Source organism: Bifidobacterium miconisargentati (assembly GCF_019331675.1).
Lineage (GTDB): Bacteria > Actinomycetota > Actinomycetes > Actinomycetales > Bifidobacteriaceae > Bifidobacterium > Bifidobacterium miconisargentati.
Window position 1 is genome coordinate 155,976 of record NZ_JAHBBJ010000003.1, and the last position, 25,865, is coordinate 181,840.

At 64.4% G+C, this 25,865-nt stretch carries 22 protein-coding genes; 11 read left to right on the forward strand and 11 right to left on the reverse strand.

The annotated features are described in order from the left end of the window. The first annotated feature begins 130 nt into the window (after window positions 1–130). From KIH81_RS03045 to KIH81_RS03060, 4 genes are all read left to right on the forward strand, one after another. Window positions 131–2,080 (forward strand): acetolactate synthase large subunit, encoded by a 1,950-nt coding sequence (locus KIH81_RS03045; protein WP_214304009.1) that lies wholly within the window; start codon window positions 131–133, stop codon window positions 2,078–2,080. 24 nt (window positions 2,081–2,104) lie between these two features. After that, a complete protein-coding gene (gene ilvN / locus KIH81_RS03050) occupies window positions 2,105–2,659 on the forward strand; it encodes an acetolactate synthase small subunit (protein WP_214304010.1) in 555 nt (184 codons plus the stop codon). Between the two features lie 169 nt (window positions 2,660–2,828). After that, window positions 2,829–3,107, forward strand: coding sequence for a FitA-like ribbon-helix-helix domain-containing protein (locus KIH81_RS03055; protein WP_214304011.1), 279 nt, complete (start codon window positions 2,829–2,831; stop codon window positions 3,105–3,107). A gap of 2 nt (window positions 3,108–3,109) precedes the next feature. Continuing rightward, window positions 3,110–3,544, forward strand: a complete 435-nt coding sequence (locus KIH81_RS03060; protein WP_214304012.1) for a type II toxin-antitoxin system VapC family toxin — start codon at window positions 3,110–3,112, stop codon at window positions 3,542–3,544. Between the two features lie 129 nt (window positions 3,545–3,673). Here KIH81_RS03060 and KIH81_RS03065 read toward each other — a convergent pair whose 3' ends face one another. Then, window positions 3,674–4,351 (reverse strand): nucleoside/nucleotide kinase family protein, encoded by a 678-nt coding sequence (locus KIH81_RS03065; protein WP_214304013.1) that lies wholly within the window; start codon window positions 4,349–4,351, stop codon window positions 3,674–3,676. Between the two features lie 221 nt (window positions 4,352–4,572). Here KIH81_RS03065 and KIH81_RS03070 point away from each other — a divergent pair, with 221 nt between their 5' ends. Beyond that, on the forward strand, window positions 4,573–5,874 hold the full coding sequence (locus KIH81_RS03070; protein WP_274608197.1) for an ROK family transcriptional regulator: 1,302 nt from the start codon (window positions 4,573–4,575) through the stop codon (window positions 5,872–5,874). A 150-nt stretch (window positions 5,875–6,024) separates the two neighbouring features. Here the strand turns inward: KIH81_RS03070 and KIH81_RS03075 are convergent, their stop codons facing one another. Continuing rightward, window positions 6,025–8,319: an ABC-F family ATP-binding cassette domain-containing protein gene (locus KIH81_RS03075; protein ID WP_214304014.1), complete on the reverse strand. Its 2,295-nt coding sequence runs from the start codon at window positions 8,317–8,319 to the stop codon at window positions 6,025–6,027. A gap of 190 nt (window positions 8,320–8,509) precedes the next feature. After that, a complete protein-coding gene (locus KIH81_RS03080) occupies window positions 8,510–9,238 on the reverse strand; it encodes a type 1 glutamine amidotransferase (RefSeq protein ID WP_214304015.1) in 729 nt (242 codons plus the stop codon). Between the two features lie 215 nt (window positions 9,239–9,453). On the opposite strand from KIH81_RS03080, the gene cysS reads away from it, so the two are divergent. Continuing rightward, complete coding sequence (gene cysS, locus KIH81_RS03085; protein ID WP_214304016.1) at window positions 9,454–11,100, forward strand: cysteine--tRNA ligase; 1,647 nt, start codon at window positions 9,454–9,456, stop codon at window positions 11,098–11,100. A gap of 238 nt (window positions 11,101–11,338) precedes the next feature. Here cysS and KIH81_RS03090 read toward each other — a convergent pair whose 3' ends face one another. Further along, window positions 11,339–12,247 carry a cation transporter gene (locus tag KIH81_RS03090; protein ID WP_214304017.1) on the reverse strand — a complete coding sequence of 303 codons (909 nt, stop codon included), beginning with the start codon at window positions 12,245–12,247 and terminating at the stop codon, window positions 11,339–11,341. 295 nt (window positions 12,248–12,542) lie between these two features. Here KIH81_RS03090 and ffh point away from each other — a divergent pair, with 295 nt between their 5' ends. From ffh to rimM, 5 genes are all read left to right on the forward strand, one after another. After that, entirely contained in the window at window positions 12,543–14,195 is a 1,653-nt protein-coding gene (ffh, locus tag KIH81_RS03095; protein WP_214304018.1) for a signal recognition particle protein, read from the forward strand. Window positions 14,196–14,380: 185 nt separating this feature from the next. Beyond that, entirely contained in the window at window positions 14,381–15,457 is a 1,077-nt protein-coding gene (locus tag KIH81_RS03100) for an endonuclease/exonuclease/phosphatase family protein (protein ID WP_214304019.1), read from the forward strand. 261 nt (window positions 15,458–15,718) lie between these two features. After that, window positions 15,719–16,180 carry a 30S ribosomal protein S16 gene (gene rpsP / locus KIH81_RS03105; RefSeq protein ID WP_109058095.1) on the forward strand — a complete coding sequence of 154 codons (462 nt, stop codon included), beginning with the start codon at window positions 15,719–15,721 and terminating at the stop codon, window positions 16,178–16,180. Between the two features lie 32 nt (window positions 16,181–16,212). Further along, window positions 16,213–16,446, forward strand: a complete 234-nt coding sequence (locus KIH81_RS03110; protein ID WP_007051427.1) for an RNA-binding protein — start codon at window positions 16,213–16,215, stop codon at window positions 16,444–16,446. A gap of 20 nt (window positions 16,447–16,466) precedes the next feature. Further along, window positions 16,467–17,081, forward strand: a complete 615-nt coding sequence (rimM, locus tag KIH81_RS03115) for a ribosome maturation factor RimM (protein ID WP_109058096.1) — start codon at window positions 16,467–16,469, stop codon at window positions 17,079–17,081. A gap of 74 nt (window positions 17,082–17,155) precedes the next feature. Here the strand turns inward: rimM and KIH81_RS03120 are convergent, their stop codons facing one another. The 7 genes from KIH81_RS03120 to KIH81_RS03150 form a co-directional block, all read right to left on the reverse strand. Continuing rightward, window positions 17,156–18,214: a nucleoside hydrolase gene (locus tag KIH81_RS03120; RefSeq protein WP_214304020.1), complete on the reverse strand. Its 1,059-nt coding sequence runs from the start codon at window positions 18,212–18,214 to the stop codon at window positions 17,156–17,158. Between the two features lie 403 nt (window positions 18,215–18,617). Then, window positions 18,618–19,484: an aldo/keto reductase gene (locus KIH81_RS03125; protein ID WP_214304021.1), complete on the reverse strand. Its 867-nt coding sequence runs from the start codon at window positions 19,482–19,484 to the stop codon at window positions 18,618–18,620. Window positions 19,485–19,666: 182 nt separating this feature from the next. Continuing rightward, window positions 19,667–20,818, reverse strand: a complete 1,152-nt coding sequence (locus tag KIH81_RS03130) for a RuBisCO large subunit C-terminal-like domain-containing protein (protein ID WP_214304022.1) — start codon at window positions 20,816–20,818, stop codon at window positions 19,667–19,669. Further along, window positions 20,818–21,864, reverse strand: a complete 1,047-nt coding sequence (mtnA, locus tag KIH81_RS03135) for an S-methyl-5-thioribose-1-phosphate isomerase (RefSeq protein WP_214304023.1) — start codon at window positions 21,862–21,864, stop codon at window positions 20,818–20,820. The genes KIH81_RS03130 and mtnA overlap by 1 nt, the downstream gene beginning before the upstream one ends. Beyond that, window positions 21,861–23,123 carry an S-methyl-5-thioribose kinase gene (mtnK, locus tag KIH81_RS03140; protein WP_214304024.1) on the reverse strand — a complete coding sequence of 421 codons (1,263 nt, stop codon included), beginning with the start codon at window positions 23,121–23,123 and terminating at the stop codon, window positions 21,861–21,863. Before mtnK ends, mtnA begins: the two co-directional genes overlap by 4 nt. A 9-nt stretch (window positions 23,124–23,132) precedes the next feature. After that, entirely contained in the window at window positions 23,133–24,122 is a 990-nt protein-coding gene (locus KIH81_RS03145) for an ABC transporter permease (RefSeq protein WP_214304025.1), read from the reverse strand. Further along, entirely contained in the window at window positions 24,119–25,792 is a 1,674-nt protein-coding gene (locus KIH81_RS03150) for a sugar ABC transporter ATP-binding protein (RefSeq protein ID WP_214304026.1), read from the reverse strand. The genes KIH81_RS03145 and KIH81_RS03150 overlap by 4 nt, the downstream gene beginning before the upstream one ends. Window positions 25,793–25,865 lie beyond the last annotated feature (73 nt).

Below are 25,865 nucleotides of genomic sequence, written 5' to 3' on the forward strand. Positions count from 1 at the left end.
ACACGAGCGACAGACCGCGTCGGGGCCACAAGTCCCAGCAGACGCGGTCGGAATCACGGACGAGACAGACCGACCTTCATCCCAGGCCGGGCGGGCTCTCGCGCGCATCGATAACAAGGTGAGAGGAATCATGGCTTTACCTACGCCCTTGCAGGCATTCAGCGGCGTGCCGAAGACCTATGCGGCCACCGACAAGCAGACCATCATCGACGGCGAGAAGATGACCGGCGCACAGGCGCTGGTCCGTTCGCTGGAAGACCTGGGCGTTGAGGACGTCTTCGGCATCCCCGGCGGCGCCATCCTGCCCGTCTACCACCAGATCAACGAGGACACCAAGTTCCGCTTCGTGCTCATGCGCCACGAGCAGGCCGCAGGACACGCCGCCGAGGGCTACGCGCTGGCCACCGGCAAGGTGGGCGTGTGCATCGTGACCTCCGGCCCGGGCGCCACCAACGTGGTCACCGCCATCGCGGACGCGAACATGGACTCCGTGCCGATGGTCGTCATCACCGGCCAGGTGGGCGTCAACGCCATCGGCACCGACGCCTTCCAGGAGGCGGACATCGTGGGCATCACCTACCCGGTCTCCAAGCACTCCTTCCTCGTGACCCGCGCGCAGGACATCCCGCGCGTGCTCTCCGAGGCGTACTACATCGCCCGCACCGGCCGCCCCGGCCCAGTGGTGGTGGACCTGACCAAGACCGCCCAGACCGGCGAGATGTACTACTCCTGGCCGCAGCGCATGATCCTGCCCGGCTACAACCCCACCACCAAGGCGCACGGCCGCGTGCTTTCCGACGCCGCCAAGCTGTTCTCCAAGTCCTACCGCCCGGTGCTCTACGTGGGCGGCGGCGCGGCCCGCTCCAACGCCGGCGCGCAGGTCAAGGCCCTGGCCGACCTGACCGGCGCCCCGATCGTGACCACCCTGCCGGCCCGAGGCATCGTGCCGGACAGCGATCCGAAGAACCTTGGCATGCTCGGCATGCACGGCACGATCGCGGCCACCGGCGCCGTGCAGCGCGCCGACCTGCTGGTGGCCATCGGCGCCCGCTTCGACGACCGCGTCACCGGCAAACTGGACGCCTTCGCCCCCACGGCCCGCGTGATCCACATCGACATCGACCCGGCCGAGATCGGCAAGAACCGTCAGCCGGACGTGCCGATCGTGGGCGACGTGGCCACCGTGCTGGACGATCTCATCCCCGAGATCGAGCGCACGCAGGCCATCCAGGGCAAGCCGAACCTCAAGCCGTGGTGGGATGCCATCAACGGCTGGCGCGAGCAGTACCCGATGACCTGGGATGAGCCGACCGACGGCTCGCTGGCCCCGCAGTGGGTCATCAAGAAGCTCTCCGAGCTCGCCGACCCGGACACCATCTGGGTCACCGGCGTGGGACAGCACCAGATGTGGGCCTCGCAGTTCATCGACTTCAAGAACCAGCACTCCTGGCTTTCCTCCGGCGGTCTGGGCACGATGGGCTACGGCCTGCCCGCCGCCATCGGCGCGTCCGTGGGCTCCGCCCGCGAGTTCGACGGCAAGAAGCCGGTGTGGCTCATCGACGGCGACGGTTCCTTCCAGATGACCTCCGAGGAGCTGGCCGCCGCGTTCCTGGATCATGCCCCGGTGAAGATCGCGATTCTCAACAACTCCGTGTACGGCATGGTGCGCCAGTGGCAGACGCTGTTCTACCAGAACCACTATTCGCAGACCAACCTCAAGGACGGCGAGGCCCACGGCACCGAGGGCGAGTCCCAGCTGGCCGCCGGCGAGGCTCCGCTGGAGGTGCCCGACTTCATCAAGCTGGCCGAGGCGTACGGCTGCGTGGGCATCCGCGCGTTCACCGAGGAGGAGGCGATCGACGCCATCAAGCAGGCGAACGAGATCAACGACCGCCCGGTGCTCATCGACTTCCGCGTGTGGAAGGACGCGATGGTGTGGCCGATGGTCGCCGCGGGCGCCTCGAACGACGAGGTGACGTACATGCCCGGCATCAAGCCGCTGATGGGCGGCGCGCCGGCTCCCGGCACCGAGCCGGTCGGCGATCCGGCCGTCATCGACAACGCCGCGGACGAGCACTGAGGATAGCGAGGAAAGGGAATAATCATGGCTATGTATCCTGCATCCCAGCCGGGTTCCGAGCGTCACACGCTCTCCGTCCTGGTGGAGAACCGCCCCGGCGTGCTGGCCCGTATCGCCGGTCTGTTCGCCCGTCGCGCGTTCAACATCAATTCGCTGTCCGTCTCCCCCACCGAGCGTCCGGACATCTCCCGCGTTACCGTGACCGCCGATGTGGAGGCCGTGCCGCTGGAGCAGATCATCAAGCAGCTCAACAAGCTGCTGCACGTGCTGAAGATCGTGGAGCTGGACCCGAATTCCACCGTGGAGCGCGAACTGGTGCTCATCAAGGTGGCGACCAACCAGTCCAACCGTTCCGACGTGCTCGAGATCGTGCGTCTGTTCCGCGTGCGCGTGGTGGACGTGAACCCGGAGTCGCTGACCATCGAGGCCACCGGCGCCGAGGGCAAGATCGACGCGCTGCTGGGCCTTCTGGAGCACTACGGCGTCATCGAGCTGGTGCGTTCCGGCGCCGTGGCCGTGACCCGCGGCCCGCGCGCCCTTTCGGAAAAGGTCGTCGGCTCCGAAGTCACCGGTCGCTGATTCACTGAATCATAAGGAAGGGGAAAGCCTCGCTTGATGTCCGCCGGCAAGAACTCGGCGGACATCAAGCGAGGCTTTCTTCTATTCTCTACATGCTTGCATAATGCATGCACTACATGCTAGCATTTTGACAGCATGAGACAGTGAATCGCAAAGGAGAGGATTCGTTATGGGTACTATGACCATCCGGAAACTCGACGACGACACCATCGAGAAATTCAAGGACATAGCAAAGCGCAACAATCGCTCGGCCGAGGCTGAAGCTCGTTCCCTCATCGAGGACTTCACCGCAGGAAGAATCGTGCGCCACGACATGGAAACCTCAAACTTTTACGACAGCCTGAGGAAATTCATGGAAGAGAACAACATCGAGGGATTGGCCGAAGGCGAGTTCCAGCCACCAGAGCGAACCATCAGTGACGAACGCCCGACAGTCACCTTTGGATAATCATGATTATTCTAGACACTAACGTCATCAGCGAGGCCGTTCTTCGCAATCCAGACACTCATGTTGCGGACTGGTACAGGAACCAGACAATGGAGAATCTCAGCACCACCGCCATAACGGTCGCCGAATTATTCGCTGGCATCCGTCGCATGCCGGCAGGCAGAAAACGAAACGATCTTTCCCGACTTATAGATTTCCAATTACTCATGTTGGGGGATCGAATCCTCTCATTCGATGCCGCATCAGCGATTGGTTATGCCGAAATCCGCGCCACACGCGAGCACATGGGCAGACCCATTAGCATACAGGATGCCATGATTGCAGCCATCGCGCGTGCTCACGGCGCAGCCGTGGCGACCCGAAACACCAAGGATTTCGAAGGCACCGGAGTGAAGCTCATCAATCCCTGGGAGCATGCGGAGCATACAAAGCGATAGAGAACCGCCGGAAACATACGCCGACGGAAGTCCAGCGCACGTTTTCGGCGGGAAAGTAACACTTCATTAGCAGTACGCCAGCGAGCAATCAGCGTACGTTTAGCGAAGTTAGCATGGATGATCGCGGAGTCAAAGAGCCAGCGGCGGCAGCTCGACGGCGACGTCGGCGCGGTCACGGCATGAGGCGATGCGGCGCGCGTTCACCTCGTCGACCTCCATGACCCACTTGCGGGCCTGCTCCGGCGCCTTGCCGAACTTGATGTGACGCTCGACCAGACGTTCGCGACGCAGGTCATCGTCAACATCGACGTACCACACCTCGGTCATGGCGGCGCGCACATCCGCCCACGCATCAGCCTCGTCCAGCAGGTAATTGCCTTCGGTCACCACGAAACGTGTCCACGGGAACACCGGGATAGCACCGGCCAGCGGCTGCTCGAGGTCGCGTTCGAACATCGGAGCGTAGATTACGCCATCTTCGCCCTGATGAATGCGCTGCAGCAGCGAGCGGTAGCCACGTGCGTCGAAGGTGTCGATGGCACCCTTGCGCTGCAGACGTCCCAAACGCTTTAATTCCACATCCGCCAGATGATAACCGTCCATCGGCACCCAAGCGGCAAAGTGATCCACCGGCTCGGCAACGACGCCCGGCACACCTTCGGCGAACGCCTCGGCCAGCAGCTGCGCCAACGTGGATTTGCCGGCACCGGGAGCACCCACAATGCCGAGAATCACACGTTCATGGGATTCGAGCAGCTCCTTGACACGAGCTTTGGCCTCTTCGAGATTTGCGATGTTGACCGCCATTGTCGTTTCCTTCCTCGGAATATGTTCTGTTGTAGTTACGCTGGCCTCATTGGTTTTCCGCCACCGGTGTTTCCAACGAGTGGAGTAGCCGAACGCTTCACCGCCATCCGTTTTCTCCTTGCAATACATAACTATACCATTGTTTTGTATATTACTATACAAAAGTAAGGAAGTAATTGTAAAGAATTTGTCAAATATGTCGATGTTGTATGCTAACAGCTATGGATAAGTCAGTGGAGAATATCGATATCAGCGCCGGCACTGTCGAGTTACTCACACACTTGCGAGAGCACGGTCCGATGACGCGCAGTGAAATCGGTACCGCAACCGGTTGGGCGCGTCCGACAGTGAACAAGCGCATCGACGAGCTCACCGCCATCGGCATCGCGCAACCACTGACCATGCCCAGCCCGACCGGCGGACGACCGGCACAGGGATTCGCCTTCAGCCCCTCCTGTGCGCACATCCTCGCCATCGACATCGCCACCACGGCCACCACAATCGCCCTGTGCGATCTGGCCGGACGGCCTGTACTGGTCCGGACCGTCAGCGCCGGTGCGGAGAACGAACCGGACGAGACCCTGGATATGATCTGCGGGGCAGCCGACGCCATGTTGACCGGGAAGCTCGCCAGCCGGACCGACACCGGCGCCGTCATAGGCAACGACGAGGTCCCCGTAACCGTCAACGACCCAGCCACGACAGACGAAGGCATCACGGCAACCGCAACGCCCCGACTGTTCGCGGTATCCGTGGCCGTGACCACGCGAGTCGAAACGGTCACCGGCAACATCATCCAGGCTCCGGTCATGCAGCACTGGGAGAACCATCATCTGCGCGAGTTCTTCGCCGACCGATACCATATACCGGCCTTCATCGAGAACGACGCCAACGCCCGCGCACTATGCAAGGCATATCAGCTGGCCGCCGATGGAGAGCACATCGTTCCCCATCTTCTCTATGTGCATGCCGGCATGGGACTTGGCGCTGGCATCATCTCCTCTGGCTCCATCATGCATGGCGCGTTTGGCGCGGCGGGAGACATCGGGCATATCCACGTCTTCGGCAGTATCGGAGAGCACAGTCTCTGCCGTTGCGGCAATACCGGGTGCGTGGAGGCCACCGCTGGCGGATGGGCCATTCTGTCGGCTCTGCAAGCCCAAGGCAAACCCGTGCACACCTTGGATGAGGTGGTGGAGCTTGCCACTCACGGCGATATCGAAACCGTGCAGCTCATCCGTCAGGCGGGACGACTCATCGGCGATGTGATCTCCGCATGCGTCAATATGCTCAATCCCTCATGCATCGTCGTCGGCGGCGAGCTTTCGCATTGCGGCGAGCTGCTGCTCAACGGCATCCGCGAGCGCGTGTGGGCCCGCGTGCAACCGCTGGCCACCAAATCCTTGCGCATCGAGTCCTGCAACGACGAGGCCCAAACCGGAATCATCGGCCTGGCCTACGCCGCCATAGACCAGGGGCTCACGTCACTGGAGATGCTGCAGGACTTCGCCCGGCAACAGTAATCGCTCTGTCCGGCCGAGGTCGCAGCTGGGCTTCCGCCCCGCTCCCCGTCATGGGGAAACTGACGGCAGAGCCGATTGGGGAAAAAGAGAGACGTCCTCCGAGCCCGCACCGAGCTGGGCCAAGCAGAGCCATGGCTCAAGGACGTTTGCCTATCCCAGCTGCTCGGACAGGTCGAGCCATTCGGCTTCGAGGTCGTCGTTTTCGGCGGTGATGGCGTTCAATTGCTCGTTGAGCTTGTTGAGGCCCTCGTAATCGGCCGGGTCGTGCGCGGCCATCTGCGCTTCGATGTCGCTCTTCTGCTCCTCGAGCTTGGCGAGCTTGCGTTCGATGGCCTTGACGCGCTTGGACGCCTCGTGGAAGGCCTTGCCGGTGAGCTTCGGCTCGGCGGCACCGGCAGCGGCGCCAGCATCGCCACCGGACTTGGCATCGCCCGAAGCCTGGGCGCCGGAACCCGAACCGTTTGCGGTGCCCTGAGCCTGCGCGGCCGCACCCTTGGCGCCCTTCCTGGACGAGCTGCCGCCCGTACCCGCGAAGCCGGGATTGTCGGCCGGCAATCCCTTGCCGTTCTTGATGTCCTCGACCATATCGAGATAGTCCTGCACGCCGCCGGGCAGGTGGCGCACCTTGCCGCCGAGCAGCGCGAACTGCTGGTCGGTCACACGCTCGAGCAGGTAGCGGTCGTGGGACACCACGATCAACGTACCGGGCCAAGTATCCAGCAGATCCTCCATCACGGCGAGCATGTCAGTGTCCAGATCGTTGCCGGGCTCGTCCATGATGAGCACATTCGGCTCGTCGAGCAGGATGAGCAGCAGCTGCATGCGGCGCTTCTGGCCGCCGGACAGGTCGCGGATCGGTGTCATGAGCTGCGCGGACTCGAAGCCGAGACGCTCCATGAGCTGGCCGGGGGTGACCTCCTTGCCGTCCACGATGTAGCTCGGCTTGTAACGGGAGAGCACTTCCTTGATCTTGTACTGGCCCAGCTTCTCCAGTTCGTCGAGACGCTGCGAGAGCACGGCGAACTTCACGGTCTTGCCGATGTTCACGTGGCCCGCGGTGGGCGTGAGCGTGCCGTCGATGAGCTTGAGCAGCGTGGACTTGCCGGCGCCGTTCGCGCCGACGATGCCGAAACGGTCGCCGGGACCGATCAGCCAGGTCACGTCGTCCAGGATCTCGCGGCCGGACACCGTGATCTTGCGGGCGGCGGACGTGGCGCCCGTGCCCGTCTCGTCGGCGCCGGCCGCGTCGCCCGCAGCCGGTCCGCCGATGGTCTCGCCGCCGGTGTTCATGCGCCGCACCTCACGGTCGTCGGCGAGCGCTGAAGCACCGCCTTCGGCCTCAGCCTTCGCGCGCGCCTCCTCGGCGGCCGCCACGGCCTCGGGCACGCCGGCGTCCACTAATCGCGGGTCGGTCATGTCGGTGACCGCCACCTCCACGGAACCGTGCAGCTGCGGTTCGGCGTACATGGCGTTGACCACGTCCACGCGGGAGGCGGAGTCGGCGAGCGCCGCCACGTCCGGGTCGATGTCGGCGACCGTGCCTTGCGTGTGTTCGAAGATCTGCGTCACGTCGATGAGGTCGACCACCTGCTTGCCGAGTCGGGAGGTGGCCATCTGCTTCAGTTCCAAGGTGTTGCGCATCGGCGGCACGTCGGCGATGAGCTCGCGCGCGGCCTTGACGTGGAACTTCTGCTTGGTGGAGCGGGCGCGGGCGCCGCGTGAGAGCCAGGCGAGCTCCTTGCGGGCCAGATTGCGGCGCTTGGTCTCGCGCACGTCGGCCTGACGGTCGCGTTCGACGCGCTGGAGCATGTATGCGGAATAGCCGCCTTCGAACGGTTCGATGACGCCGTCGTGGATCTCCCACATCGACTCGCACACCTCGTCCAGGAACCAGCGGTCGTGGGTGACGAGCAGCAGCGCGCCCTGACCCTTGGACCAGCGGTTCTTGAGGTGTTCGGCGAGCCAGTGGATGGTGACCACGTCGAGGTGGTTGGTGGGCTCGTCGAGCGCGAGGATGTCCCAGTCCTTGAGCAGCAGGCGGGCCAGATCGGCGCGACGGCGCTGACCGCCGGACAGGGAGCCGACCTTGGCGTCGAGGCTCATGCCGCCGAGCAGCGCCTCCACGATCTCGCGGGAGGTGTTGTCGGACGCCCATTCGTAGTCCGCGCGCCCCTCCAGTGCGGCCTCGCGGATCGTGGCGTTGTCGTCGAGCGGGTCACGCTGGTCGAGCATGCCGAAGGTGAGGCCGCCGCGCTTGGTCACACGGCCGGAATCCGGTTCCTGGGTGCCGCGGAACAGGTGCAGCAGCGTGGATTTGCCGTCGCCGTTACGGCCGACGATGCCGATGCGGTCGCCCTCGAACACACCCTGCGTGACGTCGGTGAAGATGGTTTTGGTGGCGAAGGCAAGCGAAACGTGTTCCAGTCCAATATCGTAAGTCGGCATGATTCACCAATGTAGCGGCACGCTTGCCCATCACTGCTATATTGCGGCCACTTTGCGCACATGGTGTAGGGAATTCCCCATGATGTAGGGAGAATAATTTTACCATCCGCGGAATTCCGCCATTTTACGGCCCTACATCATGGGCCGTTCCCTACACCATGAGCCAATCACTACATCATGGGGACTTACGCTACTTCTCCAACGTCTGGGCGTAGGAGTTGCAGCGGGCGGCGAACCCGGAGAACACCTGCTCGGCCAGCGGCTGCAGCAGCGGGTCGTACTGCTCGAAGGCCTCGCGCAGCGCGGACTTGGAGCCGCCGGCGGCCTTCAGGTCCTTGACCATGCTCGGCTCCTCAAGCCATTCGTCCAGCAGCGACTTGCACACCTCAAGATGGAACTGCATGCCCAGTGCCGGGCCGATGCGGAACGCCTGCACCTTGGTCAGTCCGGAACGTGCCAGCAGCTGCGCGCCCTCCGGCAGCCCGACCACGTCGTTATGCCAGTGCAGCACGTTGACCTGCTTGTCCCACATGGAGAAGAAATCATGACGGTCCATGCGCTTGATCGGCGCGAACCCGATCTCCGGCTCCTCGCCTTTGCGCAGCTGCGCGCCCAGGGCCGTCGCGATGATCTGATGGCCCAGGCACACGCCGAGCAGCGGCTTGCCGGACGCCACGGCCGCGCGGGCCAGCTTGGCCTCGGTTTTCAGGCCGGGATATTTGTCGTAATCGAGCGCGCCCATCGGACCGCCCATGATCACCACGCCTGCCAGTTCGCCGAAGTCGGGAAGGTCGGGCTTCTTCTTGTCGGTGATGTTCATCGTCACCGTCTCCAGTCCGAGATCCTCTAGACTGGACAGGATGCGCCCCGGACGTTCCCACGGGACATGTTGCAGAATGAGCACTTGTGGTGTGGCCATGTCTCCATTGTGGCACGAACGGGCCCCTCCCGTGTTAACCGTGTTAAGAAACGGCCGTGTCCGGGGGCCATCGGCAAAGAACCGGCAAGGCACCGGCGACGAACCGGCAGCGAACGAACGTCCGCCCAACGGCGTCATCGCGCACGTGCCGCAATCGGTTCGCACACCGGTTTCTCCCTTGCCCATGTCTGGCTCGGACCTTAGGCTTGGTGCCTATGGGAAACAGCCAAGAACCGCAGGATTTCAACATTTCCGTCATGCCGTCGAGCCTGACGCCGGTGCATGTGGCCAAGGCCGCCGAAGGCCTGAGCCTGTATGACACGGCCTCGCATCAGGTCAGCCATTTCACGCCGATCAAGCCCGGCAAGGTGGGCATCTACGTGTGTGGCGCCACCGTGCAGTCGTCCCCGCACATCGGCCACATCCGCGCGGCCGTGGCGTTCGACATCGTGCGCCGCTGGTTCCTGAAGCTCGGCTATCAGGTGACGTTCGTGCGCAACGTGACCGACATCGACGACAAGATCCTCGACAAGGCCGCCGCGGCCGGACAGCAGTGGTGGGCCCGCGCCTACTACTACGAGCGCGAGTTCACCGAGGCGTACAACACGCTCGGCGTGCTGCCGCCCACCGTGGAGCCGCGCGCCACCGGCCACATGTCCGACATGATCGACCTCATCCAGCGCATCCTGGACAACGGCCACGGCTATGTGGTGGTGGACGAGGACGGCAAGCCCACCGGCAACGTGTACTTCGACGTGGCCTCCTGGCCGCATTACGGCGAACTGACCCATCAGAAGCAGACCACCGAGGTGGACGAGGCCGCGGCCGTCGCCGACCGTATGGGCCCGTCCGTGGACGCCGCCGGCGATGACAAGTACAACCCGGTCGATCCGGCCGACGCATCCCCCGACAAGCACGATCCGCGTGATTTCGCGCTGTGGAAGGCCCCGAAAGACACCGACCCCGAGGACGCCCGCTGGTCCACGCCGTTCGGCGTCGGCCGTCCGGGCTGGCATATCGAGTGCTCCGCCATGTCCCACCGTTATCTGAAGGACGGCTTCGACATCCACGGCGGCGGCCTCGACCTGCGCTTCCCGCATCACGAGAACGAGATGGCGCAGACGCGCGCCGCCGGCTACGAATCGGCAGCCCGCTGGATGCATTCCGCGTGGGTCACCGCCAAGGGCGAGAAGATGTCGAAGTCGCTGGGCACCGGCCTGTCCGTGCCGTCCGTGCTGGCCGAGCATTCCGCGTGGGTGGTGCGATACGCCCTCGGTTCCGTGCAGTACCGTTCGATGCTGGAGTGGTCCGATCAGGCGCTGGTGGAGGCGCAGGCCGCCTACGAGCGCATCGCGAACTTCATCGAGCGCGCCGGCGTGGTGCTTGAGGACCAGCTCTCCCGCGAGGAGGTGGCCGCCGTGTCCGCCGATGACCTGCCCGCCGATTTCGTGACCGCGATGAACGACGACATCAACGTGTCCGGCGCCACCGCCGCGATCTTCACCGCGATTCGCTCCGGCAACACCCTGCTTTCCAAGCTTTCCGACCGCGCGGACACCGAGACGGCCCGCGCCGAGGTACGCGACTCCCTGCTGGCCGTGCGCGCCATGCTCGATACGTTGGGCCTCGACCCGCTGGCCGAGCCGTGGGTCTCCGCCGGTGCCGCCGGTGGCGCCGCGGCCGACGGCGATTCCCCCGAGCACTCCGCGCTGGAGGCGCTTATCGCCGAGCAGCTCAAGGCACGCCAGGAGGCCCGCAAGGCCAAGGACTTCGCCAAGGCCGACGCGATCCGCGATGCTTTGGGTGAGGCCGGCATCGCCATCGAGGACGGCCCGCAGGGGTCGACCTGGTCCCTGAAGTAATACCGGTTGGCTCTGTTAAACCAAGATTGACATGTCCCCCTATTCTTGGCTCCCCTTGTCAGGGGAGCTGGCGGCGAAGCCGACTGAGGGGTAGCCAGACATGGACATGTCAATCTTGGTTTAACAGAGCCTACCGGTTTCCGGCTGATTGTCCGATCGCTGATCGACTGATTACAGGAATGGCTCCGCAGGATTACCTACGGAGCCATTCTGCGTTTCTGCGCTGCTGGGAGCCGAATCAGTCGAACACGAAGTCGACGTCCACGATGTGCAGGCGTTTCTTGAGCGCCTGTTCCAGCGAACGCTTGCATTCGATGAGGTTGGCCACGTCGATGGTTTCTCCGGTGCCGGCCAGATACACGTCCACCGTGTAGTTCATGCCGGTCTTGAAGATCAACGTCTGCTCGTATTCGGTGTTGTCCGGCAGATGGTGCTGGGCTTCCGCCTCCACGAAGGCGTTGGTCTCGTCGTCGTCATGCACGCCGCCGACCAGTTCGATGAAGGCGTCCTTGAGCACGCCGAACGGCTCCTTGATGGTGAACGCCACCAGTGCCACGGTGATGAAGAAGTCGCCGGTGTAGTGCAGGAAGTCCAGCGGGCCGTCGGCGGGCAGCAGCATGAGGAACACGGCCACCGCGCCGATGCCGAACGACATCGCGCCGTCCACCAGCGTGCTCTTGCATTCGGCGGTGAGCATGGTGCTGGCGTTGCGGATCGCCCGGTTCTCGCGGCGGTAGTAGACGTACAGGCCGAAGCAGATGGCCACGGTCAGGACCTCGTAGATCACCACCGGTCCGGTGACGATGCGTTCGCCGTCCCCGAGCACGAAGTAGTCGTAGGCCACTTGGCAGACGTCGATCAGCGAATACACCAGCAGGGACATGGTGAAGATGGCCTTGCAGATCGCGTAGATCGGTTCGAGCGCGAACAGGCCGTTGGGGAACCGTTCGGTGGTACGCACGGTTCGGGTGGACAGGTACACCGCCACCAGCCCGGAGAGCACGGATATGGCGGTGAAGGAGAAATCGAGGAACATGGCCTTGAGACCGGTCATGAAGAACACGGCCATACCGGCCGCGACCTGAATCACGTTGACGACGATGCCGACGATCAGGGCTTTGCGTTCGATGGTTTTATGTTGTGGCATAGGCGGGCCTTCCTTATTGCACGGCATGTCTGCGTTGGCCCGCTACTTCACTGGCTCACGGTTTCTCCGACCCGTTGGCTCGATTCGCGAGGGCGCACGGCAGTCTGCGTATAGGGTGGTGTCCAAGGATTTTCAAAACAGCATAAGCATTCCAAAAAACACTGGATTTATTGCCATTCCATGGTACCGGAAACGCTCGATCGGCGGACGGGATTGCGCCGCGGGCTGAGGGCCCGCGAGGCCGGCCGCTGCCGAACCCGCGATTTCCCGCGTGGCGGCTAGACTGTTGCCCATTATGGCAGCATTTTCTTCTTTGACTGACAGGCTCTCGAATGCGTTCAAGCATCTGAAGAGCAAGGGCAAGCTTTCCGAGGCGGACATCGATGGCACCATCCGTGAGATCCGCCGCGCGCTGCTCGACGCCGATGTGGCGCTCGACGTGGTGCGTTCCTTTACCGGCAAGGTGCGCGAGCGCGCGCTCGGCACCGAGGTCTCCCAGGCGCTCAACCCCGCCCAGCAGGTGGTGAAGATCGTCAACGAGGAGTTGACCGACGTGCTCGGCCAGGGCGTGGACCGTCCGCTGAACTTCGCCAAGAACCCGCCGACGATCATCATGCTCGCCGGTCTGCAGGGTGCCGGTAAGACCACGCTGGCCGGCAAGCTCGGCTACTGGCTCAAGGACGCCGGTCACACGCCGCTGCTGGTGGCGGCCGATCTGCAGCGTCCGAACGCCGTGACCCAGCTCCAAGTGGTCGGCGAGCGCGCCGGCGTGCCGGTGTACGCCCCGGAGAAGGGCGTGCAGTCGGACGGCGGCGAGGCCGTGGCCGCTCCGGGCCAGACCACCGGCGACCCGGTGAAGGTGGCGCGCGATTCCATCGCCTTCGCCAAGCAGAAGCTGTACGACACGGTGATCATCGATACCGCCGGCCGTCTAGGCGTGGACGAGGAGCTCATGAAGCAGGCCCGCGACATCCGCGACGCCGTGCAGCCCAACGAGATCCTGTTCGTGATCGACGCGATGATCGGCCAGGACGCCGTCAAGACCGCCAAGGCTTTCGACGAGGGCGTGGACTTCACCGGCGTGGTGCTTTCCAAGCTCGATGGCGACGCCCGCGGCGGTGCGGCCCTGTCCGTGGCGAGCGTGACCGGCAAGCCGATTCTGTTCGCCTCCAACGGCGAGGGCCTGAAGGACTTCGAGGTCTTCCACCCGGACCGCATGGCTTCCCGCATCCTCGATATGGGCGATATCATGACGCTCATCGAGCAGGCGCAGAAGCAGTTCGATGAGGAGGAGGCCCGCAAGGCCGCCGAGAAGATCTCCGACGGCTCGTTCGGCCTGGACGACTTCCTCGACCAGCTGCAGCAGGTCAGGAAGCTCGGCTCGATGAAGTCGCTGCTCGGCATGATTCCGGGCATGGCCCAGCATCGCAAGGAGCTGGAGCAGTTCGACGAGAAGGAGATCGATCGCACCGAGGCCATCATCCGTTCGATGACCCCGGCCGAGCGTCGTGACCCGTCGATTATCAACGGCTCCCGCCGCGCCCGCATCGCCTACGGTTCCGGTGTGACGGTCTCGCAGGTCAACGCCCTGCTGCAGCGTTTCGAGCAGGCCGCGAAGATGATGAAGCGTATGTCCAACCGCGCCGGCATGGGCGGCGGTATCCCCGGCTTCGGCGGCCCGGCCATGGGCGGCGGCAAGAAGAAGGGCAAGAACAAGAAGAAGGGCGGCAAGTCGGGCAACCCGATGAAGCGCGAGGCCGAGGAGAGGGCATTGCGCGACCGTCTGTCCGGCAAGTCGTCCGCTTCCACCGGCGGTTCCGCGTTCGCCAAGAAGCCGCAGAACCCGGCCCTGCCCGCCGGCCTGGAAGGCCTGATGGGCGGCGGTGACGGCGGCGCCGAGCTGCCCCCGAACCTGGGCGGCGGCCTCGGCGGCCTGCTCGGTCGCTGATTGTTTCGGATGCGGTTCTTTACGATAAGCCGCATCCTTGGCTCTGGCTCCCCTCCCTGAGGGGAGCTGTCAGCGGAGCTGACTGAGGGGAGCCTCCCGCAAATTCGGGAGATGCTCCCCTCAGTCGCTTTCAGCGACAGCTCCCCTCAGCGAGGGGAGCCAATGTCGTAAGTGAAAGGAATCGCATGATCACGTTCCTCTATATCGTGGCGCTCATCGGTTGCATCTGGGCCGCGCTGTGCGCGCTGCCGGCCGGCGCTGAGGCGCGCATGCCGCTGCCGTACATGATCGCGCTGACGCCGTTCCTGTGGATTCCCCTGTTGGCGGGAGCCGGGGTGGCCGCATGGCTGCACGCTTGGGGCGCATTGTTCTGTCTGCTGGCGGACGCGCTGCTGACTTCCTCGCAACGGCTCAGTTACTGGGGCCTGTCCTCCGATCCGCGGGCCAAACGCCGCGAAACCCATCGTGAAACATCCCGTGAAACACAATCAGGCGAGCATGAAACAGGTCGTGAAACATTGCCGGCACAGTTCGCCGTCATGACCCTGAACTGCCGGTACGGACGCGCCGACGCCGACGACATCGTGGCGAACGTTCGCACGCGCGGTATCGACGTACTTGCCCTGCAGGAGGTCAGCGACGATCTGATGGCTCGACTGGACGCGGCCGGCATCGGCGAGCTTCTCCCCTACCACCAGTCAGGCGAGGCCAAGGACACCGACAACGGCGGATACAACGTCGTCTTTTCGCGGTACGAGCCGGCCGCGGCCGTGCCGAACGTGGTGACGATTCCTGCCGCCGACGTGCCGGCCGTCACGCTCAGGCTTGATGACCCGCGATCCGATGACCCGGAACCCGCACCCGATGCTTCCCCGCATCGTACCCGCACGGTGACGTTCTGCTCGGCGCACCCGAAGTCCCCGATGCGCGGCTGCGCCGACTGGTCCGCCGGCATCCTGGGCCTGCGTGCCATCGCCAACGCCTCGGCCATCGACGACCACAATATCGCCGTGGTCATGGGAGACCTCAACTCCGGCACCGATCACCCGAGCTTCCGCGCGCTGCTCAAGGCCGGGTTCAAGGACGCGAGCCTGACCCAGGGCGCCGGACCGAACCTCACGTTCCCCCGCTGGCTCAAGTGGCCGCGCATCGAGCTGGACCACGTGCTGTTCACGCCGGGTCTGCAGCCGTCCGGCGTCAAGTCGTTCGAAATCAAGGACACCGATCATCTGGCGCTCACCGCGACGTTGACGGTGAAGTGACGCCGCAACCGGCATCGATCCAGGCCGAACGGCCCCGGCGACCCGGCCGACCGGCCGATCGGCCAGACAATCGCAGCCTCGGACGATCGCACGCCGCAACCGGAGTGTCAGTCCGGGGCTGCGCGCTATAATAGGCCAGTTATTCGCGCGCGCGTGGCGCCCTCTACACCCCGGGCCGCGAGGACACGTGGGTTCCGGCGAGCCGTGCCCCACACAGCATACCGAGAAACCACAAACCTAGTATTTACAAGGAGAGCCATTTTGGCAACCAAGATTCGTCTGAAGCGACAGGGCAAGAAGTTCTACGCCTTCTACCGCGTGGTGATCGCCGATTCCCGCAAGAAGCGTGACGGCAAGGTCATCGAGGAGATCGGCACCTACGATCCGAACACCCAGCCCTCGACCATCAAGATCGATTCCGAGCGCGCTCAGTACTGGCTTGGCGTCGGCGCTCAGCCGTCCGAGCCCGTGCTCAACCTGCTCAAGATCACCGGCGACTGGCAGAAGTTCAAGGGCCTTGAGGGTGCCGAAGGCACGCTGAAGACCGTTGAGGCCGGCCCGGACGCCGAGGCCCGCATCGAGGCCGTGGAGAACCAGGCTCAGAAGCTGAAGGCCGCCAAGTCCGAGGCTGAAGCCAAGGCCAAGGCTGAAGCCGAGGCTGCCGCCGCTGCTGAGGAGGCTCCGGCTGAGGATGCCGCCGAAGAAGCTCCGGCCGAGGCCTGAGTCATAACGGCGATAGCGAAAGGCTAGCAATCATGCTTGCACAGGCTGTGGAACACCTCATCAAGAACATCGTCGATTTTCCGGACGATGTATCGGTCAAGTCCCATGAGAACGCGCGCGGCGAACTGCTTCGTGTGCGCGTGAACCCGGAGGACATCGGCCGCGTCATCGGCCGCGGAGGCCGCACCGCCAATGCGATTCGCACCGTGATCCAGGCGCTGTCCGATCACAAGGTGCGCGTCGACATCATGGACGTGCGTCGATAAGACAAGGATTGATTCACAGCATGGCAGAGCAGAACATGCACGACGACCCTCAGCAGCGCGAGTTGCTGAGGGTCGCTCGTATCGGGCGAGCGCAGGGCCTGAAGGGCGAAGTCACCGTGCGCGTTTTCACAGACGACCCGGAATGGCGTTTCGAGCCGGGGTCCGTCCTGTACGAGGACGACGGCGAGACCGAGTACATCATCGAGAAGTCCCGCACGATGAAAGATCGTTGGATCCTGAAGTTCGAGGGCACGGACGACCGCAACGCCGCCGAAGCGCTGAACGGCGTGGAGCTATACGGCGAGGCCGACGATCCGGACGAGATGCTTGAGGCGGACGAATGGTATCCGAAGGATCTCATCGGGCTTGAGGCGCGTCTGGCTTCGGATAACGGCTTGGGACTGCCCGCCGGTCAGGTGGTGGGCAAGGTGGTGGATGTCCTCGACTCCCCCGCCCAATCGCTGCTGAAGATCCGCCTGGTCGAACCGGTGGTGACCGGCCAGAACGCGAAGGGCGAGGACGTGGTGGAGAAGACCGCGCTGGTGCCGTTCGTGGAGGAGCTGGTGCCAGACATCGACCTTGAGGAGGAGTACCTCACGCTCGACCCGCCCGGAGGATTGATTCCCGGGCTGTGACGCGGGTTTTCCGTTTCGCCGCGTGTGCTTTTAAGGCTGATCTGAACGATTCCGTTCGGACCAGCCTTTCCGTATCACGCGGCTGAGGCGGCGTTGGTGACGCGGGTCATGAAGCGGTCGAGGAAGCGGGGCACGTCCACGCCGAGCGCGACCTGCGTGTGCTTGTCCGCATCCTGCAGACGGGACCGGTCACCGATCGTCCGCCCGCGGAACGCGCCCTCCAGATCCACCTGCAGGTTGAACCCGAACGTCGTGACCAGTGACGGGTCGAGCGCCGCTGCCACGGCCAGCGGGTCATGCAATCCGCACCCGTGGATCTCCGGCTGGTTTTTGAGATAGAAATCGATGTAGTAATCGGTCATCGTGACGAGGAAATCACCGGCCGCTGTGCCCAGCGACGCCCACTCATGGGCCTTCGCACGGGTCAGCGCGGTCTGATGGGTCATGTCCAGGCCGATCATCGTGGTGCGCGCACCGCAACGAAACAGGTAGTCGGCGGCCTCCGGATCCTGGCTGATGTTCGCCTCCGCGGCCGGGCTCACATTGCCGGGCAGGGTCAGGGCTCCGCCCATCAGCGTCACGTTCACACCGGAATCCTTGAGGTCCGGGGCGTCGCGGAACACGGTCGCCATCGTCGTCATCGCGCCGGTGGGCACGATCGTCAGGTCAGGACCGTACTTGCGGGCGGCATCGATGATGAAACCGACGGCCGAACCGGGTGCTTCCGGGGCGCGCGGCGAATCCGGGATCACCGCGCCGCCGATGCCGTTGGGATGATGCACCGCGACCGAACCCGGCGACGGAACCCACACGGCGCCCACCGGCCAGCCGCCACGGCCGCCGTCACGCCAATCCTCGTACGCATGGGCACGTTCCTGCGGGGGCGTGGGGCCGGTTCCGGGCAGCACGGCGGGCGCGATGGGATGGTCCACGCCCGGATACACCGGCACGTCATCGCGGCCGAACAGGTGCAGCACCGCCAAGGCGTTGCGCGCGGCGAGCGGCACCGCGACATTGCCGTATGTGGCCGTGATGCCGATCAGATCCGCCTCGTCCGTGCTGCCCAACGCATACGCGATCGCCATCGCATCATCAATACCGGTGTCCAAATCAAGAATCAGCTTTTTACGCATTACTACTCCTTTGCGGCCGATGCGATATCACCCGATGATGAGTTCCGGCCTATATGGGGATGATGACGGTGCTTGTATCCACTCCGCTGGCGTTACTTTTTTCGAAATCAGCCCACACTTCGCGAAAAAGACACGCTGAGCTGCCGTCAGTGTTACTTTTTCTCGAAATACAGCCCTATCTCGTGAAAAAGTAACACTGAGTGCCAGTAAACGTTACCTTTTCACGAAGTATGGCCTTGTTTCGAAAAAAGTAACGCGAGAAGCAGCCTGAAACGGGCAAACAACCGCGGCCTGAACCGTCAGCTGGGTCCGGCGCGAGCCAAGACGCCAGCACAGCAATTACGGGAGGTCGTTTGCCGACGTGGCCGGGCATCGATGGCAGCTATGAACCGAACCCGAACCGTCAGCCGAGCTTGGCGAGCTCTTCCGGGGAGAGTTCGAGCTGGTCGGCCTTGAGGGAGTCGAGGATGGTCTCGGGGCGGTGGGCGCCAGGGATCACGAACATGTGATCGCCCTTGGCGAGCTCCCAGGCCAGCGTCACCTGCTGGTAGCTCACGTGGTGGGCGGCGGCCACCTCGCGGAACGGGTCGAACTTGGATTCGTCGTAGGGGTGACGGTAGCCGCCGAGCGGGCTCCAGCACACGAAGGCCAGGCCGAGCTTGGCGCAGTAGTCGAGCGTGTCCTGGGTCTCCAGATGAATCGGCGAGTACTGGTTCTGTACGGCCACGAGCTTGTCGCCGAGGATGGAGCGGGCGATGTCGATCTGTTCGATGGAGGCGTTGGAGACGCCGGCCACACGGGCCACGCCCTCGTCCACGAGCTGCTTCAGGGCCTCGATGGATTCGTTGTACGGCACTTCCGGGTCGTGGCGGTGCAGATAGAGCAGGTCGATGGTATCCACGCCGAGGGCCATGGCGGACTGCTTGCCGTACTCGATGAGGTGTTCGGGCTTGCCGTCGCGCGGCCACAGCGGTTCGCCGTGCTCTCCCCACGTGCGGCGCAGGCCGATCTTGGTGGCCACGGTGACCTCGTCCTTCGGGCCCTTCCAGGTGGCGAGCGCCTCGCGGACCAGCTTCTCGCCGGTCTGCTCCTCCTCGCCCGGCGTGTAGTACGCCCAGGCCGTGTCGATGTGACGGCAGCCGGCGTCCAGCGAGGCGTGCAGCGTCTCGATGCCGATGTCGTGGCCGCGGTTGTTCTCGATGGTCAGCGGCATTTCGCCGTGGCCGATGGCGGTGGTGGAGAACGGGCCGAGGTTGCGGAACAGTGCCATGATGTGGTCCCTTCGTTGTGGCGTCAACGCCGGATGCCCGGCGCCGGATTATCCGTTTCCCAGCGTAGGCAGGCCGATGGATTTCAGGGGAATCGCCATACCTGGCCATATGATTCGGGCTCCGCTCGACCACAATCGAACGGAGCCCAACGGTTTATCGTCGATACGGCCGGACGGCCCGATCAGTCAGCATAAGCCTCGGCGGCTTCGCGGAAGCGTTGCGCGCCTTCGACCAGGTTGCCGGTGGCGTGCAGTGCGCCGCCGATGAGGAACATGGTGTCCAGGCCGTAGAAATCGACGAGTTCGGGCACGCGCTCGACGGTCATGCCGCCGCCGGGGGACGGCAGCGCGCCCTTGAAGCCGGCGAAATCGTCCTTGGCCTGGGTGGCGATGGAGCGGCACACCTCTTCGGACAGGGTGAACCGGCCACCGAAGCTCGGGAAGATTACCGAGTCCGCACCGAACCAGCGCAGCAGGTGTCCGAACAGCAGTCCGGGTGCGATGCCGTGGTCGGCGCCGGCGGTCCAGCCGCCCAGGAACGCCGGGTGCGCGTAGATGATGAAGTCGTCCGGCGTATTGTCGCGCACGTACCGCAGCGAATCCAGTCCCAGTGTGCCCGGCACCACCAGGAATCCGCCCGCCCCGGCCGAAACGGCGATGTCCACGTGACGCTTCCAGTCGCCGGCCACCGGGTTGAACGTGGGCAGGTACACGCTGTGACGTCCGGTCTTCTCGTTCGCATCGGCGATGGCGCGGGCCACCGCGGGCACACGCTCCTCGAACGGCGACCACACCTGGTTGCCTAGTCCCTGGTCATCCTTGATGACGTCCACACCGCCGAAGGCGCTGTCGTAGGCTTCCTGCGCGATGTCCGCAGTGTCGAGGCCGACCGGCTTCAGCGCGGTGGCCAGCAGCGGGCGCTTCGGCACGCCCAGCACGCGGCGGATGCCTTCGACGCCCAGCTTCGGGCCGCCGGCGATGCGACGCGCGAACTCGGCGGAGACGCGCACGTCCACCAGACGGATGCCCGGCAGCAGCGAGGCGTTGCCCAGCAGCACGACCAGCAGTTGCGGGATCTCATAGGCCGTGAGGTCCTCCGGGTAGGAGACGACCGCGAGCGAGCGCGATTCGCCGGCCTGTTCCACGGAGACGACACGTCCCAGCGAACGGTCGGCCTTGGCAGGCGCGTAGGCGCGCGGGAATTCGTGGCTCTGTTCCACCGCCAGCGATTCCGCACGGGAACGGGCATCGGCCGGGTCCCCGTTGATTTCGTAGACCACCTCGAAGGTGGCGCCGGACGTGGTTCCGGATGTGTTGTCCGTATTGTCAGTCATCAGTCGTTGCTTCCTTGCGTTTCATCCTGCACCTGCTGCAGTGCGTTCTTAATCGATTCCTCGTACGGGGCCCTGAGCACGCCCACCGGGGTGATGATGCCGGTGATGAGATAGGACGGCGTCACGTCGAACGCCGGATTCCACGTGGGCAGGCTCTGATCCACACCGGGAGCGTCCAATACTTCCGCACCGCCGCGCAGTTCGATCGGGATGTCCTGCTCCGAGCGGGCGGAGGCGTCCACGGCGGACAGCGGTGCGGCGATGTAGAACGGTATATGGTTCTCGTGGGCCGCGACGGCCAGTGAGTAGGTGCCGATCTTGTTGGCCGTGTCGCCGTTGGCCGCGATGCGGTCGGCGCCCACGATCACCGCGTCGATGAGTCCGTTGTGCAGGGCGGCCGGTGCGGCGCCGTCGACCAAAGCGGTCACGTCGATGCCGTTCTTGGCGAGCTCCCATGCGGTCAAACGCAGGCCCTGGCGCAGCGGACGGGTTTCGGTGGAGTAGACGTGGACTTCCTGGCCCAGCGCCTGCTTGGTGTAGATCACGCCGATGGCCGTGCCGATGCCGGCGGTGGCCAAAATGCCGGTGTTGCAGTGCGTGAGGATACGCGGGGCGTCGGCCAGCTCGGCCGCACCGACCTCGCCGATGCGACGGCATTCGTCGATGTCCTCCTCGATGATGCGCTCACCCGCGGCGACGGCGGCATGCCAGTCGCCTTCGGCGGCGAACGCATCGGCGGCGCGCTGTACGCCGTGGCGCAGGGTCACCGCGGTGGGTCGGGCGTTGGATACCTTGTCAAACGCTTCCGCCGAGGACAGGCCGTCGCGCACGGCGAAGGCGTAGCCGAACGCGCCGGCGGCACCGATGGAGTTCGCGCCGCGAATGGACAGCGTCTGGATGGCGTCCACCACGTCGTCCGCGTTGCGCAGGTCACGGTATTCCAGGGCCGCAGGTAGCTTGCGCTGGTCGATGATGCGCAGCGAGGCTTCGGCATCGCCCTCATTGTCCTGCCATACCACGGACCGTAATGTCACGATGTCGCTCATGCCTGGCTCCTTGCGATGGATTCCTCAACGATGCGGCGCACGTCGGCCGCGGAACCGACCTCCTCGAAGCGCTCAAGCAGCGCACGGGAGGCCGTGATGACCACACGGGACGCCCAGGTCTTGCGGTCCTGTTCCAGCGTCTCCAAATCGGGCAGGTGGGCCCAGCCGATGGTGCGGCGGATGCCTTCCGCCCCGGCGTAACCGGCGGCGTATTTCAGGGTGCGGGCGATCCAGCCGTCCACGAATGCGTCGGTGAAGATCTTGTCGGCGCGGCGCTCGGCCACCAGACGGCGGAACTCGGTCTCGAAGCCGTTCCATGCCTCTTCGTACAGCGAGAGCAGCCAGTCGAAGCGGGTGAAGTCCTTGCCTTCGCGCACGCCGATGGTGTCGGGGCCGTCGGCCAGCAACGCCAGTTCGCGCGCCTGGGCCAGCAGGAAGTTGCCCCACAGGATGCCCAGGTCGAACGAGACCGGGCCGTAGAAACCGAATTCGAAATCGTAGGCCTTGATGCGGGGCGACGTGGTGTCGTCATCCGCCACCGGGTTCTTGTCCGAACGCACGAACAGCGAGCTGGAGTGCAGGTCGCCATGCAGCAGTGCCTCGCCGTTGGTCAGGAACTCGTACTTGAGCTTGGCCACCTGGGTGCGCAGGTCCTCGTCGCGCAGGCCCAGCACCAGATCGGTGGCGCCCGGCTCCCAGCCGTTGTGCTCGTGCTCGTAGTAGGGCTCCTCGAAGATGAGGTCCTCGGTGATCTGCTCGAGTTCCGGGTTGATGGCGGCGGCCGCGGCCTTCTGCACCTCCTGCGGCTCCTTGCTGAAGTACGAGGTACCGTATGCCAGGCGGGCCACGAAACGACCCACATCGCCGGCCGCGCCGGGGTTCACGCTGCCTTCGTCCAACGCCTCACGCCACTGCTGCCAGTCGGAGAGGTCCTCGATGACCACCAGTCGACGGTCGCGGTCGAGGCCGTAGAACTTCGGGGAGAGCCCGTCGGTGTACTTGTCGGCGGCCTCCAGTCCGCGGGCCTCGGCGAAGATGCTGTCCTCGGTGACCTTCCAGGAATGGTCGGAACGCACGTACGGCAGCGTCTGCTTGACCACCAGTCCGCGGCCGGCGGCGTCCTTGACGAGGAACACCAAGTTGAGGTTGCCGTCGCCGATCTCCTTGGCCGTGGCCGTGGTCACGTCGATGAGCTTGGCGTATTCCGGGTTCGCGGCGATGTAGTCGATCACCGTGTTGTTGTCGAGTAGTTCAGTCATTACCGTTACCTACCTATCCCTTTGCTGCGTATTGAAGATCTTGGAGAAGCTGACCACCAGCGCGATGACCAGCAAGGTGCCCTTGACGAAGTCCTGCGTGTAGTACGGCACATTGAACATGGTCAGGCCGTTGACCAGCACGCCCACGAACAGCGCGCCCACCACGGTGCCGAAGGCGTTCGGCCGGTTGGCGCCGAACACCGCGAAGCCGATGAGCGCGGCGGAAATCGCCTCCAGCAGGTAGGAGGAACCGACGTTCACGTCGCCTCGGCCCACGCGGGCGGCCAGCACGATGCCACCGAGCGCGGCGAGCAGACCGGAGAGCGCGTAGGCCAGGATGCGGTAGGCACCCACATGCGTGCCGGCGAGGCGGGCGGCCTCACGGTTGCTGCCGATGGCACGCATCAGGCGGCCGGTGCGCGTACGTTCCAGGAACACGGCCACGATCACGCCCACCAGAATCATGAGGATCACCGAGAACGGGACCGTGAGCACGGTACCGCTGCCGATCCACAGGAACGCCGGGTCGAAATCGCCCTTGGCCGGGGCGCCGTTGTATCCGTTGCCCTTGGAGACGGACTTGCCGGCGGTGATGATGAGCGACAGGCCCTGGATGGCGAACATCGAGCCGAGGGCGGCGAGCATGTCCGGAATCTTGGCGAACACGATGAGCACACCGGTGAGCACGCCGACCAGCACGCCGGAGACCAAGCCGAACACGATGGCCGGGAACGCGCCGAGACCCAGATAGATCTGCGTGGCGGTGGAGACCATGACCGACAGCGAGACGATGGAGCCTGCGGCCATATCGAAGCCATCCACCGACATGGATACGGTCACGCCCAATGCCACGATTGCGGTGACGGACACGGACTGCAGGATCACGAACACGTTCTGCTTGGTGCCGAAGGCCGGGGATGCGATCCAGAAGAACAGCACCATGAGCACGAACAGCGCCAGCAGGCCGTATTTGTAGATAACTCGTTTGATGTCGATCACGCCACCGGCTCCTTTTCCTTCACATCCTGTGCGTCCTGCGTGTTCCGCACGTCGTTCGCATCCGATTCGTCATGGCCGCTGATACCCGCCTTGTCCGCGATGAGCTGCGAGAGCTCGTCCGCCGTGGTGGTCGCGGGGTCCACCTGTCCGGTGATCACGCCGTTGGACATGACCAGGATCCGGTCGGCCACCTGCAGGATCTCCTCGGGATCGCTGGAGGCGACCAGTGCGGTGCCGGTCTTCCTGAGCAACCGGGCGATGTCCTCTCGTGCGCCGATGTCGACGCCGCGGAACGGTTCGTCGAAGATGAGTACCTTGGATTGGGCGGAGACCCACCGGCCCACGATGACCTTCTGACGGTTGCCGCCGGAAAGGGACCGGATGGAGTCGGTGCTTTTGCCCACGATGCCCAGCGTCTCGATGACTCGCTGTGCCGCGGATTCCTCGCGGGAGAAGCTCAGCAGACCGTACTTGTGGCGGTAGCGCTTCAGATCGGGCAGCGAGAGGTTCTCGCGGATGGACCAGTCCGGGATCTCGCCCTGCACGGAACGGTCCTCGGGCACGTATCCCACGCCGGCGCGAATCGCGTCGCTGGGGTGGTGCGGATCGTACGGCTGGCCGTCAAGGGTCATGGTGCCGCTGATGAGCGGACGGTCGCCCACGATCTGGGAGATGAGTTCGGTCTTGCCGGCGCCGATGAGGCCGGTCAGGCCGACAACCTCGCCTTCGTGGATGTCGATGTCGTTGGCGCGGGTGCCATGGAACGAACGGACGCCCTTGAGGGAGAGCACCGTGCGTCCGGCCTTGCGGGGATTGTCGTCCGCCCCGGTCCGCGACCGGTCTTCGATTGCGTCAAGGTCGTTCTGCAGACCATCCGCGAGGTCGCCAAGCATGGCGCGGACGATGGCGGTGGTGTCGAGCGGTTTGGTGAAGGTGGCGACTTCCGCGCCGTCGCGCAGTACCACGGCCGAATCGCACAGTTCCGCGACTTCGCCCATGTGGTGCGAGATGAAGATGATGGCGGTGCCCTGCTCGGCGAGACGGCGGACATCGGCATGCAACCGTTCGCTTTCCTGCACGCCGAGCGCTGCGGTGGGCTCGTCGAGAATGAGGACGACGGGCTTGGTGGCGAGCGCGCGGGCGATGAGCACCTGCTGCTTGTCCGACGTGCTCAGGTAGCGCACGGTTTCGTTGAGGTCGAGGTCAAGCCGGCCCTCGGCGATGCGTTCAGCCTCGGCGCGCATGGCCTTGACGGAGGGGAAGGCACCGAACCGGTTGTCCGCGATCTGCGGGAACACCAGGTTCTCCCAGACGGTGGCGTCCGGGATGAGCGCGTCGTCCACGTTCTGGGTGATGGTCTCGATGCCGGAGGCGGCCGCATCCTTGACCGATCCGAGCACCGCTTCCTTGCCGTTGACCTTGAGGGAGCCGCTGGTGGGGGTCAGGGAGCCGGAGACGATGCTCATCAGTGTGGATTTGCCGGCGCCATTGGCACCGACGAGCGCCAGGATCTCGCCGGCATGGACACGGAAGCTCACGCCCTTCAACGCCTGCGTAGCGCCGAACCGTTTGGTGACGTTGTCTATCTCAAGAACCACAGGAGCGGTGGAACCGTTGCCGGCACCACCTTGCGCTGCGATGTCCTGAGCACCTTGAGTTGCAGTGCTCACAGGATTGCCTTCTTTACTGTCGGTTGGTTGATGGATTTGCTTTGAATCGGATGACTAATCGTTTTCGGATTGG

What these genes read in the sequence shown, in the direction of transcription:
- KIH81_RS03045 (WP_214304009.1), top strand. Translation starts at nt 131, where the DNA reads ATGGCTTTACCTACGCCCTTGCAGGCATTCAGCGGCGTGCCGAAGACC.
- ilvN (WP_214304010.1), top strand. Translation starts at nt 2,105, where the DNA reads ATGGCTATGTATCCTGCATCCCAGCCGGGTTCCGAGCGTCACACGCTC.
- KIH81_RS03055 (WP_214304011.1), top strand. Translation starts at nt 2,829, where the DNA reads ATGGGTACTATGACCATCCGGAAACTCGACGACGACACCATCGAGAAA.
- KIH81_RS03060 (WP_214304012.1), top strand. Translation starts at nt 3,110, where the DNA reads ATGATTATTCTAGACACTAACGTCATCAGCGAGGCCGTTCTTCGCAAT.
- KIH81_RS03065 (WP_214304013.1), bottom strand. Translation starts at nt 4,351, where the DNA reads ATGGCGGTCAACATCGCAAATCTCGAAGAGGCCAAAGCTCGTGTCAAG.
- KIH81_RS03070 (WP_274608197.1), top strand. Translation starts at nt 4,573, where the DNA reads ATGGATAAGTCAGTGGAGAATATCGATATCAGCGCCGGCACTGTCGAG.
- KIH81_RS03075 (WP_214304014.1), bottom strand. Translation starts at nt 8,319, where the DNA reads ATGCCGACTTACGATATTGGACTGGAACACGTTTCGCTTGCCTTCGCC.
- KIH81_RS03080 (WP_214304015.1), bottom strand. Translation starts at nt 9,238, where the DNA reads ATGGCCACACCACAAGTGCTCATTCTGCAACATGTCCCGTGGGAACGT.
- cysS (WP_214304016.1), top strand. Translation starts at nt 9,454, where the DNA reads ATGGGAAACAGCCAAGAACCGCAGGATTTCAACATTTCCGTCATGCCG.
- KIH81_RS03090 (WP_214304017.1), bottom strand. Translation starts at nt 12,247, where the DNA reads ATGCCACAACATAAAACCATCGAACGCAAAGCCCTGATCGTCGGCATC.
- ffh (WP_214304018.1), top strand. Translation starts at nt 12,543, where the DNA reads ATGGCAGCATTTTCTTCTTTGACTGACAGGCTCTCGAATGCGTTCAAG.
- KIH81_RS03100 (WP_214304019.1), top strand. Translation starts at nt 14,381, where the DNA reads ATGATCACGTTCCTCTATATCGTGGCGCTCATCGGTTGCATCTGGGCC.
- KIH81_RS03110 (WP_007051427.1), top strand. Translation starts at nt 16,213, where the DNA reads ATGCTTGCACAGGCTGTGGAACACCTCATCAAGAACATCGTCGATTTT.
- rimM (WP_109058096.1), top strand. Translation starts at nt 16,467, where the DNA reads ATGGCAGAGCAGAACATGCACGACGACCCTCAGCAGCGCGAGTTGCTG.
- KIH81_RS03120 (WP_214304020.1), bottom strand. Translation starts at nt 18,214, where the DNA reads ATGCGTAAAAAGCTGATTCTTGATTTGGACACCGGTATTGATGATGCG.
- KIH81_RS03125 (WP_214304021.1), bottom strand. Translation starts at nt 19,484, where the DNA reads ATGGCACTGTTCCGCAACCTCGGCCCGTTCTCCACCACCGCCATCGGC.
- KIH81_RS03130 (WP_214304022.1), bottom strand. Translation starts at nt 20,818, where the DNA reads ATGACTGACAATACGGACAACACATCCGGAACCACGTCCGGCGCCACC.
- mtnA (WP_214304023.1), bottom strand. Translation starts at nt 21,864, where the DNA reads ATGAGCGACATCGTGACATTACGGTCCGTGGTATGGCAGGACAATGAG.
- mtnK (WP_214304024.1), bottom strand. Translation starts at nt 23,123, where the DNA reads ATGACTGAACTACTCGACAACAACACGGTGATCGACTACATCGCCGCG.